Origin of the sequence: Lactobacillus kefiranofaciens, assembly GCF_900103655.1 — a bacterium.
Classification (GTDB): Bacteria; Bacillota; Bacilli; order Lactobacillales; family Lactobacillaceae; genus Lactobacillus; species Lactobacillus kefiranofaciens.
The window spans coordinates 1-14,725 of record NZ_FMXC01000008.1 but is presented as its reverse complement, the minus strand read 5'-3'; the positions used below and the strand labels follow the sequence as shown (position 1 = coordinate 14,725).

The 14,725-nt window shown below is 41.8% G+C and carries 12 protein-coding genes; all 12 read right to left on the bottom strand.

Annotation, left to right across the window (positions count from 1 at the left end; all coding sequences use genetic code 11):
* Nucleotides 1-130 precede the first annotated feature (130 nt).
* Nucleotides 131-1,420 (bottom strand): YSIRK-type signal peptide-containing protein, encoded by a 1,290-nt coding sequence (locus BLP58_RS11765; protein WP_013853674.1) that lies wholly within the window; start codon nucleotides 1,418-1,420, stop codon nucleotides 131-133.
* A 240-nt stretch (nucleotides 1,421-1,660) separates the two neighbouring features.
* A complete protein-coding gene (locus tag BLP58_RS04465; protein WP_013853673.1) occupies nucleotides 1,661-1,924 on the bottom strand; it encodes an LPXTG cell wall anchor domain-containing protein in 264 nt (87 codons plus the stop codon).
* The gene (locus tag BLP58_RS04460) at nucleotides 1,921-4,767 is read right to left on the bottom strand and encodes a mucin-binding protein (protein WP_049775952.1); all 2,847 of its coding nucleotides are present in this window, start codon (nucleotides 4,765-4,767) and stop codon (nucleotides 1,921-1,923) included. Before BLP58_RS04460 ends, BLP58_RS04465 begins: the two co-directional genes overlap by 4 nt.
* Nucleotides 4,754-5,809 carry a mucin-binding protein gene (locus BLP58_RS04455; protein ID WP_025084145.1) on the bottom strand — a complete coding sequence of 352 codons (1,056 nt, stop codon included), beginning with the start codon at nucleotides 5,807-5,809 and terminating at the stop codon, nucleotides 4,754-4,756. Before BLP58_RS04455 ends, BLP58_RS04460 begins: the two co-directional genes overlap by 14 nt.
* Nucleotides 5,810-5,825: 16 nt before the next feature.
* Entirely contained in the window at nucleotides 5,826-8,147 is a 2,322-nt protein-coding gene (locus BLP58_RS04450; RefSeq protein ID WP_025084144.1) for a mucin-binding protein, read from the bottom strand.
* A 38-nt stretch (nucleotides 8,148-8,185) separates the two neighbouring features.
* Complete coding sequence (locus BLP58_RS04445; RefSeq protein WP_025084143.1) at nucleotides 8,186-10,735, bottom strand: Fn3-like domain-containing protein; 2,550 nt, start codon at nucleotides 10,733-10,735, stop codon at nucleotides 8,186-8,188.
* Nucleotides 10,736-10,741: 6 nt separating this feature from the next.
* Nucleotides 10,742-11,374: a S8 family serine peptidase gene (locus BLP58_RS04440; RefSeq protein WP_081462941.1), complete on the bottom strand. Its 633-nt coding sequence runs from the start codon at nucleotides 11,372-11,374 to the stop codon at nucleotides 10,742-10,744.
* The gene (locus BLP58_RS04435; protein WP_236695769.1) at nucleotides 11,304-11,816 is read right to left on the bottom strand and encodes a S8 family serine peptidase; all 513 of its coding nucleotides are present in this window, start codon (nucleotides 11,814-11,816) and stop codon (nucleotides 11,304-11,306) included. Before BLP58_RS04435 ends, BLP58_RS04440 begins: the two co-directional genes overlap by 71 nt.
* 162 nt (nucleotides 11,817-11,978) lie before the next feature.
* On the bottom strand, nucleotides 11,979-12,377 hold the full coding sequence (locus BLP58_RS04430; RefSeq protein WP_013853672.1) for a hypothetical protein: 399 nt from the start codon (nucleotides 12,375-12,377) through the stop codon (nucleotides 11,979-11,981).
* A 248-nt stretch (nucleotides 12,378-12,625) separates the two neighbouring features.
* Nucleotides 12,626-12,997 carry a dihydroxyacetone kinase phosphoryl donor subunit DhaM gene (gene dhaM, locus BLP58_RS04425; protein ID WP_013853671.1) on the bottom strand — a complete coding sequence of 124 codons (372 nt, stop codon included), beginning with the start codon at nucleotides 12,995-12,997 and terminating at the stop codon, nucleotides 12,626-12,628.
* The gene (gene dhaL / locus BLP58_RS04420) at nucleotides 12,994-13,578 is read right to left on the bottom strand and encodes a dihydroxyacetone kinase subunit DhaL (RefSeq protein ID WP_025084140.1); all 585 of its coding nucleotides are present in this window, start codon (nucleotides 13,576-13,578) and stop codon (nucleotides 12,994-12,996) included. Before dhaL ends, dhaM begins: the two co-directional genes overlap by 4 nt.
* A 12-nt stretch (nucleotides 13,579-13,590) precedes the next feature.
* Nucleotides 13,591-14,586, bottom strand: a complete 996-nt coding sequence (gene dhaK, locus BLP58_RS04415; protein ID WP_013853669.1) for a dihydroxyacetone kinase subunit DhaK — start codon at nucleotides 14,584-14,586, stop codon at nucleotides 13,591-13,593.
* Nucleotides 14,587-14,725 lie beyond the last annotated feature (139 nt).

Below are 14,725 nucleotides of genomic sequence, written 5' to 3'. Positions count from 1 at the left end.
ATGAAACATTGTTACCATTTACTGTAACAACCGGAGTATAGCCATCAACCTTAGTTGGTGTAATTGTTGGAAATTCAGTTACGGCTTCACCTGGATGATCTTTGATGCCACTAAAGGTTGTAGTAGACTTCTAATCACTATAAGTTGGATTATCACCGGCAGTCTTGGTCCGAGTAAAATTGATCTTAACTTGATCTGACTTTTCGCTTAAACCAGTATCCTTGCCATTATTATCAAGGAAAGTTCTACCATCAGGCAACTTAGTAGTAATCGTTTCAGTCACGGTATGGTTCAAATCTGGAGCATTAGGATCAGTAATAGTTTGCCGAACTACAGGAACCTTAATTGGTGCCTTATCCTTGTCAGTACCGGTAAAACTAAAAGTAACGTCTTTATAAGTTGATTGCCAACCATTTGGCACGTTAAGTTTATTATCACCATCTAAGCTATAGGTCACACTAGTATCAGTCTTGCCGGTAACTGATTGAGTACCAACTACAGTTTGATCCTTAGAGTCCCGGTCAACAAAGTCGATCGTACGCTTAATATCGTTTGCAGTATAGGTAATATTAATAACTTGTTTTTGTAAGGCTTTGTATTTAGGAGTATCAAGTTGCTTTTTATTGAAATCAACTTCTGGAACTGTAGTACCATCCTTTAACTGATAATCTTTATTATCAGCTGTTTTGGCATGAGCAGTATAACCAGAAAGACCCAGATCTTCCTTATCCCATTTATCAGCTGATATATTAGTCCCTTGATAAGTTGCGGCTTGCCAGTCGCCGTAACTAGCTACTTTGCCAGTAGTTTTATCAATCGTAGCTTCTCGATTAAATTGAACAGTTTGATTAATAGTCTGCTTATCAGAACCATCACCATATTTACGTCCTTTAGGCAATTGAACATTAATTGTTCGTTCAAATTTACGCGTATTATCAATTTTAGCAGTTGAATTACTGTCCTTCTCCGCCTTAGCTTCATCAACGGTAATCGCCTTAGCCTTAGCATCAGTCTTTGGCACAGTGAAAGTAGTTGTCTTGTCAGCATCAACTGAAGCAGTATCTGTTTGATCAGTTTTGCCTTGTACTTCCTTGAAAGTAGCGGCTTGTTGATTATTGTTTGCACTACCTGTGTTAGCAGAAGCGTTGGTCTGCTCAGTATTTGCCTTTTCAACGACTACCTTGCTTGGTGTCTTAGTTGCTTGTTGATCCGAAGCTTGTTGGACATCACTGCCGTCACCCTTAGCTCCATCGTTTCCATTTGGAGTATCAGCTTTAACTGTTTGTCCATTAGCTAAGCTCAAAAAAGTGCGGCCAATTAAAACTGACGCCGCACCAACAGTAAATTTTCTAATAGAAAACCTATCCCTTTTAGGTTCTATATCACGAATTTTTTCTGAGTAATTATTCTTCGATAACATATTAAGCCTCTGTATGCTAAAAATCCCTTTATTGTCAATTATTCAATCATTACATATTAATAATAACATATGTGTATAACGGTTGTTATGAATATATTGAACTATTTGTTCCATTATTTTTACTTTATTGTCTTTTATGTGCCTTTTCTTAAATTTGCATACCGTTTTTAGACCGACATATACAAAAAAGATGACCCACTACAGATCATCTTTTTCGTTTCTATTCAATTATTAGAATGACTAATTCTTCTTGCGTTTCTTCTCACCAGCTAAACCGATCATGCCGATTGCTGCTGCAGCACCTCCTAAGATAGAAGCAGCTGCATTAGTTTGCTGATCGTTACCAGTTTGTGGCAATTCGGAATGCTGACTATTGCTCTTCACAGTGTTAACTGACTGAGCACGCGGTACAGTCACATTTCTGTTTACTTTAAAACGCTGTCCGTGAGGAGCTACCGTGTGAACCTTATCGATCTTTTCTCCATGAGGAGCCACAGTATTCACGGTATGTTCATCTTTGCCTTCACCCAGTGGACGAACAGTCGTATTTTCATTCCGTGGCAGCTCTGCTGCTTCTCTGGATGAACAGGAGTCGGAGTTACCGGTTGTTCAGGAGTCGTTGGCTGAGTTGGCGTAACTGGAACCGTTGGCTCTGGATTATTCAGCTCATTAGGTGTTACCGGAGTTTGATTCTTATTATAAATCACTGGCGTATCCTTAGTCGGATCTTGCGGAGTAATGTTCGAAGCACTTGGAGTATAACCGTCAATCTTAGGCACTGGCTCATTAGGCATAACCTTAGTTGGATCATCTGGGTCATTCTTGTATTCCGGCGTTGGCGCATTTGGAATTGGCTTGCCATTTTGATCTACAGGAATGATCTTGCCAATCTTTTGATAAGTTACGGTGTAAGTCTTCTCTGGATCAGCAGGCGTTGCCTTAAAGCCACCAGCCTCCTTAGCATTAGCTACATAGCCCTTTACTACTGGAGTCTGATGAATATCAAACGTATGACTTGCTGGTGTCCAGGCAGTATCTTTATTAATGATTTGACCAGTAACTTTGTCGATGACGAAGTGGCGAGTAAATGTTGTCTCAGTCGTAATGTCCTTAGGAGTCTGATCACCTGCACCAACATACTTGATAATCTGGCGACCTACTACCTTCAAGCTATTCTCGCCAGTATCATTAGGATACTTAGGGCCATCTGGATCATTAGGATTAATTGGCTGACCTGGCTTGCCTGGATTCTCAGGAGTGACATCAATCGTGCCGTGCTCTAAGACGACAGTGAACTTATTGCCACTCTTCTTAAAACTTTCAGCTCCATCTTTAAAGTTGCTTGATACCAACTTGTAACCTTTATTCAAGTAGTCATCAATAGTTGGTTGAGTAGTATAAGTGATCTTCTCACCTACATTCCCCTTTAAATCAACTACCTTTAGATCTTGCTTAGTCGTCTGGTCATAATAAGTTACGCTTCCTGTAGCTGCGACAATAACAGGCTTGGTAGGATTTAGTTCATAAGTTACAACTACGTCATAATCTTTAGTTGCCTCATTAACAGTAACTGGAGCAACATTCACATTATTGCTGCTATCTTGAGAAACTCTAACTATATGATAACCAGCAATTTCAGGACTAGCAACACCAGCTAGTTTGCCATCGCCAGTCCAAGCAATTGGCGTCTGCCATTCACCGGTAACCTTGTCAAGAACTCCGGCACCGGTGAAGTGAGCCGTCTGCACAACTGGAGCATGAAGGGTCTTACCTTTATTATCAACATAATCAATGGTCCGCGTTACAGTCTTGGTCACTTCATTTGAACCGGTTGGATATTTAGGTCCATCTGGATCGTTAGGGTTAATCGGCTGACCCGGTTTACCCGGATGATCAGGATTTACTGGTTGGAGACCATGTTTAAAGATAACTTGATATACATGGTTGTCATTTTCTTTAGTAAATTCGCTAGTTGGATCATCAGGATCATTCTTGTATGGTGTCTGTTCTGCGCCAGGAATGGGCTGACCATTTGGACCAACAGGCACAATCTTGCCTACTTGCTTATAAGTTACCGTGTAAGTCTTTTCTGGATCAGCGGGCGTTGCCTTAAAGCCACCGGCTTCTTTAGCATCGGCTACATAGCCCTTTACTACTGGAGTCTGATGAACATCAAACGTATGACTTGCCGGCGTCCAGGCAGTGTCCTTATTAATGATTTGACCAGTAACTTTATCGATGACGAAGTGCCGAGTAAACGTCGTCTCAGTCGTAATGTCTTTAGGAGTATTAGCTCCCGCACCAACATACTTAATAATCTGGCGACCCACTACTTTCAAGCTGTTTTCACCAGTATCATTAGGATACTTAGGCCCATTTGGATCGTTAGAGTTAATCGGCTGACCTGGTTTGCCTGGGTTTTCAGGAGTCACATCAATCGTGCCATGCTTAAAGATAACCTGATATACCTGATTATCATTTTCTTTAGTAAATTCACTATGATCATGACTATCAGTAAAGCCATCCTTAACTAATACATAGCCTTTATTAGTTAAATTCCTAATCTCAGCACTAGTAGTATAGGTGATCTTTTCACCCATCTTGCCAGTTAAAGTCTTAGTAGCTAGGATAGCGTCATGATCATCACTATCAATATAGTCAACTACAATTTTGCCTTCAACTACGTTTTGCACATAAGGCACCTCGGTATCCTTAGTTGGATTAGTTGGCGTTACCTTCTGTCCTGGATTCTTTGGTTCATAACCTGGAACAGTTGGAATATCTTCATCAGGAATTACCTTAGTTGGATCATTAGGATCATTCTTATATTCAGGCGTTGGGGCATTTGGAATTGGCTTATCATTTTGATCTACTGGAATAATCTTGCCAATCTTTTGATAAGTTACAATGTAAGTCTTCTCTGGATCAGCAGGCGTTGCCTTAAAGCCACCGGCTGCTTTGACATCTGCTACATATCCTTGAACAACTGGGGTATTCACAACCGTGAATTGGTGGCTAGCAGGTGTCCAGGTGCCGGAATCAATAATCTTTTCAGTTACATTATCAAAAGTAATCTTTCTAGTAAAGGTAGTATCTTGTTGGTTATCCTTCGGAGTCTTCTCACCAGCACCAACATAATGAATTATTTGTTTACCTGACTTTTCAAGATCATTAATCCCTGTACCAGTTGGATACTTAGGGCCGTCAGGATTATTCGGATTAATCGGCTGACCTGGCTTACCTGGTTTTTCAGGTGTGACGGTTGTTTGTCCATGACGGAACGTTACTTTAAAGATTTGGGTTTGATCAGGAATATCATTGAATACTGGATTATCAGAAAAAGCCATCGTTGACTAATACATAACCCTGATCTTCATAAGTCTTAATTGACTTAGCAGTTGAATAATCAATCTTAGCACCAGACTTACCAGTAAGAATTGGTGATTGTGACATGATCTTATCATGTTCATCAAGATCAATATACTGTACCTGTGCCTTCTGTTCCGTAATTACAGGAGGTGGAGTCTCTTGCTTATGGAATGGTACCTTAACATCTGCAGATGGATTCTGAGGATCTGGACTAATCAGATCGCCTGGCTTTTCATTTGGCTTAGTTGGGAGCCAACCATCTGGGGCAGTTGGTACTTTGCCAACAGCTGGCTTAGTTGGATTAGTTGGATCAGTTGGGAAGACCGGATGCTTAACGCCCAGAATTGGATTGCCATCTGGATCTACTGGTACGATTGCACCATTTGGAGCGTATAGAACATAGTTAATAATATCCTTGCGTTCATTCTTAGGAGCTGGAACATTAGCCTTATTAGCATGGTAGCTTTGAACCACTGGCGTTGGCACATTCTTATAAGAATCTGTACTTACCCATGGAGTAGTATTGAGAATTCCACCGGTTACATTATCAACAGTGATAGACCGCGTCCACGTTGATCTCTGGACATTATCTACAGGAGTATCTTTGCCAGCACCTTCATAATGAACAGTTGCAGTATAAGTTTCTTGATAATCAAGCATTGCTTGGGTTACCTTTGGGCCTGTTGGATCCTTCGGGTTAAGTGGCTCATTAGGCTGACCCGGATTTTGCGGATTAAAAGTAGTGTGCTTATGCTTCAACGTAATAGTAAAGGCTTGAACTATCTTCTGATTATTATCAAAATTACCGAACTTCCACTTAGCTGGATCAGTACCTGTTAAGCTGGCAGCGATAGCTGAATCGTTGTCATTCTTCGCATTAACTACTTCATAACCTTTATTTACCCAGTCTACGACTACTTGCGGCGTGTAATTAGTGAAATTGATCTCAGCATCTGCCTTGCCCTGACTAGTATAACTATCAAGTACGGCATCATTGGCATCCTGATCCACAATTTGCAAAGTAGCCTGCTGCTCTTCAACTATTGGGGTCTTTTGATAAATAATCTCCTATTGGGGTCTTTTGATAAATAATCTCCGTTGGCTTAGTTGGATCGATTGGATTTACCTTAGCGATATTGGTCTTAATATCTGGAGTAACGCCCGCTGGCTGCTTAGGCTCAATCTGCCAAGTAGCAGGAACCTGTGGACTCTCTTCATCTGGCAAAATCTTGGTTGGATCACTGGGATCATTCTGATATGGCACAGCTGCTACCCCAGGAATTGGCTGGTGAGCTGAATCGACTGGAATTATCTTAGCTAACTTGTCATAAATAACAGTATCTTCCAAGTTTCTTTGGACCTTAAGTTGGCCAGGCACGATAGTAGTTACCGGAGCTCCATCTTTAGTTGTCTTCTCTGCTATATAGCCAATCTCGACTGGAACATTGAAGTTATTGTACTTATTATCGTGTCCTATTAATTGCCAGTTAGTGGTGTATTGTCCTTTATCGACCACCTTATTAGTAACCGCATCAACGGTGACCTGCCGCGTCCAAGTAGATGATTGACTGCTATCAGGAGCAAGCGTCTTGCCAGCCTTAGTTTGATAATGCAAAGTGGAAGTATAGGTTGCTTCTAGTTGATCCGGATTTACCCCATGCTTATCTGGCGTATTAGGATTTACCGGGATCATATTATGAGCTAGGTGAACCACAACGGTAACATTTTGGGCTGGTATTTCAGTCGGAAGCGTGCCATCGGTTCTGACATAGTGATAGTTCTTCTTCTCATAATCTGCGACCGTTTGATTAATATTAGCTTGAGTATACTTAACCGGCGTACCTTGGTCTTCTTTGCCAGAAGTCCAGCCACCAGGCAAGTTTTGGTCAGCAGTGTCGTCGTGATAAATTACCGTCACGCTAGCTTGCTGAGTAATTGGCATTTTACTGTAAACTACATAAACGTTAATGTCGTCCTTCGGCACAGCCTTTTGTTCACCAACGCTAGTTGGCACAACATTATAGCCTTTGACTACTGGCGTATCAAAACCAGCAAACTTGCCATCATTATTAGCTGTCCAATTAATACCCGGAACAGCCGTACTTGCAGTATCAACTATCCATTTGCCATCAACTCGCTTAGCATTAACAATTTGACCGGTAATTTTATCAACATAAGTATTGCCAGTGAAGGTTACGGTTTGCTTTCTAATTGTATCAGCTGGTAAGCCCGTCATTGGAGGCTTCTGGGCGTCCGGCTTGCCTGAACCATCATCTAAGACATAGTGAATATGACGCACTGCCTCTTCAGTCAAGTTCTTAGGCTGTGCTTCTTCAGGAGTGCCCTTAGGAATATCTTTTTCTGGAGTACCAGGATTTACCGGCTGCACGCCATGTGCCATATAAATGACTACTGCTATCTTCTTAGCAGGAATTTTACCATCGCTAGGAAGAGTGCCATTGGTCTTTACGTAAACGTAGCCTTGATTTTCTAGCTCTTTTTCTTGTTCAGCTGGATTGTAATCAAAACTCGTGCCAGCTGGCTTTTCACCGGAACTATAACCAACATCAGGAATCTGGGTATCAGTCGTATCATCATGGAAAATTACGGTAACCGAACCCTCTTCAACGGGAGTCGGCGTCTTCACTTTTTGATAATAAACATTAATTGCTGCATTATAACTGTTAGCAAAGGTCCCAACTACGCCACCGACTTGATCGCCTCTTTGAGCATTAGCTGGATCAACCGGATTGTTCTTAACTAATTCATACTTAATGCCATCATCGGTGATCGTCTGTGGAAGATTTACATAGCCATAAGTAAAGTTGCCATTTTGCGGATTCCATTGATTATCATTTATGGTAATCTTTTGACCATTATCAAAGGCCTGCGGTCTGCCATTATATGAAACACCATTATTAGGATTAGTGATGTACTGTACGCTTACCGATAAGGCAGTGTTAGGAGTAGCAATTGCCTTCTTGGTTGCTTGGTCAAGAAAGTTAACCGTCATCGTGCCGGCCTTGTTTTCCCACTTATTGCAGCCAATGATCACTTTATAATGTGGTAGCTTCTCGGGCACGCCTACTTGGACCGTTTGGTTTAAACCAGCTTTTTCAGCCGCTTGGGTAATCGCGGTCTTGGTCAAGCCAGTAATATCATACTTATTAGTCTGGTTCTTGACAGCCGTAGCCCAATCGTTTTGTAAAACTTTAACTTGATCCATTGGCAAACCGGTTAATCTTTGAACTGCTGCCTTACCTTTAGCAATATCAGCACTATCATTGTACTCAATTGTATTAGCAGTGGGATCGCCAGCCTTATTAAAGATGACATCCCCTTGAGCATTGGTGACCACTGGACTAGCACTAACCGTGGCTGAGAGATTCTGGTTATCTACTCGAATCGGCTGGGCATTGTTATCTGCATCCCCGCCTTGATAGTAATAATCAATCGTGGCGCTTTGCTTACCGATATAGATGATCTCTCATCCCGCTTTTTATTCAAAACGGTTGTCGTAACTGAGTGGCCATCTATACCCTTACTGGTATCTATTGTCTTTTCACCAGTTGCGGGATCGACATTGTAATAAGTTGTCTTGGTTGTTCTTACTAAACCGTTGATCCCCTTTTGATGAAGTTCCGCTTGTCCAGGAGCCAAATTATCAACATATTTGACTTGAACTTGATAAGGATCCTCAGTTTGCTGAGTATCATCAACCTGCGTAGGAATAATCGTTGCTACTAATACTAAACGCTGTGAGTTCTTAGGATCAAAACCCGTATCATCTGAAGGCGTACTGGAGAACTTATTAACCGGAATGCCATGCTTTTCACCAGTCGTATCTACCCCAGTAATATCACTAGCAGACACGTCATGTCCTGGAGCCTCGGCTGCATTGCCTTTTCTACTATAAGAAGTAGCTAGATGATCAATGCCACTCCACCATTCATAGGAAGAGTTCTTGAAGTTGTCAATCGATTGCTTGATCGCATCTGAACTAGTATCAGTAAAGGTGTAATTGCTGCCGTTTAAGTTGGCGTTATTCCACTTAAAGATGTAATACTTCTTGCCTGAAGCACCAATAATGCTTCTAGCCATTGAGTAATACAGGTTCCCTTGGGGAGAAGTACCACCCACTGGGCCTGGAACAGGCGGAACTACCGCATTACGCTGCCAGTTGACATATTTAGCACCATCAATAGTAAAGAAGTCTTCATTCTTAGGTGAACCATTATCCAAAGAGAAGGAGAAGATTTCACCATTAAATTGTGAATAATCGCTTTGTCCATCAAAGACTGCATCGTTGCCCACATAAACTTCGGGGTGAGCACCAACATTTTGTGAAATAATATTGAAGTTATCTGCCCATGAACGATCCATACCGTTGCCGGCATTAATTAATTTATAGCGGAAAGTAGCATCATGTTCTACCCGGAATTGGCCATCTTGACCCATCCCAATGTAGTTGCCACCGTCATAGCTGCCAGTCTTATCCTTACCGTTGGAGGTCATCAATAACTGTGAATGAGGTGATACCTCTACTTTACTATTAGCATCAAGCAGCAGCCCTTCACCATTGCCTTGGTTATCAATATGAATAATACTGTGATCACCAGTAGTTAACGTAGCAGTGTAGCCTAACAAAATACCGCCACGACCAGTAAGCTTCATCTGGGTACTGTTGCCTAAAGTCATCGTATTACGGTGCCGAGCTGCTTGTGCAGAACGATCGCCAGTACGACCGTTTTCCCATTCAGCTAAAATTGTATCTTGAACAGGAACTCTGCCACCAAATGGTTCATCAATCACGATCGCGCGTCCATGTCCAGCATTAATATTAACTGCCGCGCTATCATCCGTAGTAAAGGTACCGTTATCCAGAATCCGCACGCCAGCATTAGCATTATCTAAGCTAATATTTTGCTCATTAGCGCGGTTAGCTGTCTGGCCATCCTTGAGGTTAATATTTAACTTGCCATTGATTCCTACATTAATACTGCCGTAGTTAGGCTGGGTAATCCCATCACCAGTAATGGAATGATTAATCGTCAGGCTGGCACCTTGAGCCACATTAAGCTTAGCAGCCTGAATGTTAGCAGCCTTCCAGTTACGAGTATCAGCACCTCTCCAGATATTGCCAATCTGTTGGGTCAACTGGTCATTAGTTAAAGTCTTAGCATTAACTGCGTCAACGTTGGAAGTTACATTGCCAGCAATATTAACTTGACCATTGCCCAGAATACTGCCGTTAATAGTAACGTTGGCTAAAGTTAAATTACCGGTATTAACGATGCTATTCGAGCCTAAACTAAGACTATATGCGGAACCAGCATCATCTTTCTTACTGCCTTCGATTGTAAAGGCATTATTTACATTAAGGCTGCCTAAGGCAGTAACATTAGGTGAGAATGCAACCTCGCCGCTTTCATACAATTTAGCTACTTGTTGCCACTTATACTCTTTTTGGTCTTTCTTTTTTTGCTTAACTAATTCTTTTAATGAATATTCATCCGCAATTCCACGTGGATAATTATCTTCATTAGTCAGACGATTACCTAAAATATCAGTATCATCTTCATTAGCATTCTTATCAAAGACATGCTCATTAGTCATATCGCCATAGTAGCCAAGATATGGCACAGAAAGATCCGCTTGTCCATTATCACCAGCAAAATGCACATAACCTTCAACCAATTGGTTTTGCTTTATGCCGGTTAACTTTAATGTATAAGTAAACTTAGCAGTTGAATTAGGAGCAACAATAATACTGTTTTCACCATTAACACGTGCACCAGCTAATTGAACATCACCAAATACACCGGTATCCGGATCACGTTGTTCAGTGTAGCCTCCGCCTAAATCATCAAAGGTATAAGTTTGTTCCTGATCGCTCAAATTATGGAAAATCAAGTTAAAGCTAGTGGAATCTTTAATATTGCGCAAGCTAAGTTAACTAGTGCCATCATCAGTAGTAATGTAAACTGGTGACGCAGTTGCTGCGCCGGCATCAATTTGACCAGCACCTTGTCTACGAGGAGAGACAATCGCATTGCTATCGCTATTTATATCCAATTGCGGATTAGCAGTGCTCATGATCAGACCCTTTACTGCCTGAACCAAAGCAGCACCATGCAAGTTAGGATTGGTCTTCTTTAATCGTTGGATAACTAAGGCAGCTACGCCTGAGTTAAATGGTGCCGCCATTGAAGTACCATCCATTTTAACGTATTGATTATCATTTCCCGTTGAAAGAATATCACGACCTGGAGCTGATACATCTGGCTTTAAAGTATAATCAGGAAGCAGACCCCAGGATGTAAATTCTCCCATGTCGCTATCTTCGCCTTGCATTGACTGCTCAGCCGCTACGGTAATAGGATCTGGAGAGTCGGCCGGATCGCCAATAGTGCCTGAGTTAAATGGCTGATAATTCCCTGCATTTAAACCTGGTACATAATCATCCTTATCTGAAATATTATTCGTAGCATCGACTGCAGCTGAATTACCATCATTAGATGCTGAGATAGAAACAACCAACCACGCCATGATCAATTGCATAGCGAATTGCTTTTTGATCGGCATTATTCATATTTGGTACATTAGGTGCACTATTAAGCGATAATGAAATTACATCAGCACCTGCATTAACAGCATCATAAATTGATTCAGCTACATCCCCTGTAGTTCCATCATCACTAAAGTACTTCAAAAACATTAATTGAGCTTCTGGAGCTACCCCAACAACATATTCATTATGATCAGAATTAGAATGACCATCAGCTGCAATGATTCCAGCTACATGTTGGCCGTGAGGGCCTTCGCCTTCAGGAGCTGTAGCCTTATCATTTTCTTTAATCTGATCGTCATCACCAGTAATCATATTATGAACATAAGGGAACTTAGGGCTAACGTAACGACCATGACCTAACTTAGAAATAATTTTTTCCATGTCTTCTTTTGAAAACTTAGGATTCTTCGGTGCAGTCTGAAAGTCCTTGTGAGTGGTGTCAACACCAGAATCAATTACAGCTACGGCAATGCTCTCACCCTTATAGCCTTGGTCCCGTGCGCCTTGAACATTACCTTTAATATGATCAGGAGTATTGATAGGCTTGTTTTGACTTCGATAATAAGCTCGATCAGCTTCGTCATCCCCTACAGGTTGATTTGGCGTCTCTTGATCGCCTTAATCATCTGTTTCGTCATCATCTGCGGATTTTATGGCTTGCTTAGGTTGCGCCTTTTGCGCGTTGTTTTCAACTGGAGCAGCCTTTTTCTCTGGTGCCGTAGCAGTCTTGTCATCCTCTACAACCGCATCATTCTTAGACTGACCTTGTTCTGCCTGCTTAGTCTCAACTTGTTCCGTCTTCACATTCGGATCAACTTCAGCGGCTTGAACCTTACCATTAGGTGCAAATAAAACAACCGAGCCTGATGCCAGCGCAACAGCAGCCGCAACGGCCCACTTGTTCTTCATCTTGCCGAAAACGACGGTCCCTTTCTTGCCGTGTTCCAGCTCCAACTTCTTCTTTGCAGAAAATACGTAAGAATAGTCAACTAAATTGTAATTACTCTTGCCTTTCACTTGTTTCCCTCCAATAAAATTTTAATAATTATCATTATCGAAAGTTATTTTAGCATAAAAACAAACAAAATCGATTTATATATTAGGCCAGGTTAATGCATATAAACTAGCTTTACACTAGGATTTAATAAAAAACTACTTGTGATTTTCAGTAATTATATTAATATCATAATTTATTCATTATTGTTATTTTATAGATAAAAAAAGATCCGCGTCGAATTGACTCGGATCTAATTTATTTTTGGAGATTAATCTTTGATTTTCAGCGGTTTTAATTGTTTTTCAACATCGGCTAAGCCAACGCCTGCTTGGATCAGGGATGCCGCTGTATATGCGCCCTCAATAAAGGCCACATCGTAGAGGTGCACCTTCTTGTCGCTCATTTCCATCGCCATCTCCAAGTTCATCTTGGCACTGCCTAAATCATAAAAAGCCAAGATCTCATCAGCGGAGTTCTCATCAAAAGCATGCATGATCTTTTCCATACTTGTGCCAATATCATTGTCATTCGTACCACCAGCCGTGGTAATTGGCACGTCCTTGGCTACTTGCTTTAATAATTGGGGCAAGCCATTCGCAATGTCGGGCACGTGCGACACTAATGTAATGCCTAAGCTCATAATAAGCCCTCCGTTTCCAGCATTGCTTCGAATAAGTAGCCACTTGATTCAGCACCAGGATCGATGTGACCCTTGGAACGTTCGCCTAAGTATGAAGCACGTCCCTTATGTGCAACCATGTCCTTAGTTGCCAAAACTGCGGCTTTAATTTTATCTTCAGTCAAATTGCCAGCCTTTACCTCTGGAACCAACTTATCCCAGACATCGACCATCGTCTTGTCGCCCGGCTTAGCGCCACCGCGCATCTCAATTCCGGCAAGAGCTGCTTCCAGCAGTTCATTAAGATCATCAGTAGAAGCGCTCTTCTTTGCCATTTCTAGAAAAGCCGTACCATACAATGGGCCAGAAGCTCCACCGACAGTAGAGATCAAGGCCATAGCAATCGTCTTAAAGCCGCTGGTCAAGTCAGCTGGCTTAGTTGCTAATTTCTCTTCAACGGCCTTCATGCCACGATCCATGTTGAAGCCGTGATCACCGTCACCAATTGGCGTATCCAAATCGCTTAAGTGCTGCCTATTAGTTTCGACCTTATCTGCGAACTTGTTCATCCAAGTGCATAATGTATCAACTGTTAATGTCATCTTTTGTCCTTTCTACCAACCAATCGTCTTAACTGGATAGTTCAAGTAGTCGAGCCACTTGTCGTCTTTGATTTCAAACAAGGTTAATGAAATCCCAGCCATATCAATAGAAGTCATATAGTTGCCGACCTTCATGAAGCTTGGCTTGATGTTGAATTCTTGCAATTTATTCAAAACATCATTGGCAAAAATGTATTGCTCCATCAGCGGCGTTGCACCCATGCCGTTAACTAAGCAGGCGTACTTCTTATTGCCATCAAGCTTCATCTCATCGTTCAGTTTGCCAACTAATTCTTCAACTAATTCCTTAGATGGCTTGATCTTTTCACGGCGATAGCCTGGTTCACTGTGAATGCCGACACCGTATTCGATTTCGTCATCTTTCAAAACAAAACCTGGCTTACCTACTTCTGGGTTAGTTGCGGCAGAAAGAGCCACGGCAATCGTCTTAATGTTTGGCAAAACTTTATGAGCCAATTCGTCGATTTCGTCCAAGCTGGCGCCTTGTTGTGCGGCTGCACCTAAAATCTTGTGCATGAAGATCGTGCCGGCAACACCACGACGTCCTTGAGTGAAGGTACTGTTTTCAACGGCAATATCGTCATCAACCACGATTGATTTAACCGGAATATTATCCATGCTGGCCAAGTCTTTGGCCATATCGAAGTTCATCACATCGCCAGAATAATTTTTAACAACTAAGAAAACGCCCTTGCCTTGGTTAACAGCCTTAATTGCAGCGTAGATCTGATCAGGCGTAGGTGAAGTAAAGACCTGTCCGCAGATAGCGGCGCTCAGCATCCCCTCACCGACATAGCCGGCGTGAGTTGGTTCATGACCAGAACCGCCACCACTGACGATACCGACCTTGCCCTTCATCGAGTCCTTATCGCTACGAACAACGGCTTCCGTACCTTCGATCTTTTCAATATATTGTGGATATGATCTCGTCATCCCATCGACCATTTCTGGGACAACATCATGTGGATCATTGATAATTTTCTTCATAAAGATCCTTCTTTCTAATGGAATCGGGTTCAACTATTATTCTAACCTAATTCAATCTGAAAGTTCAGCCGATGCAAAAAAGATCCTAGAATTGAAGAAATTCTTTAATAACAGATAATTTCGTTTTTTTATTTTTTGA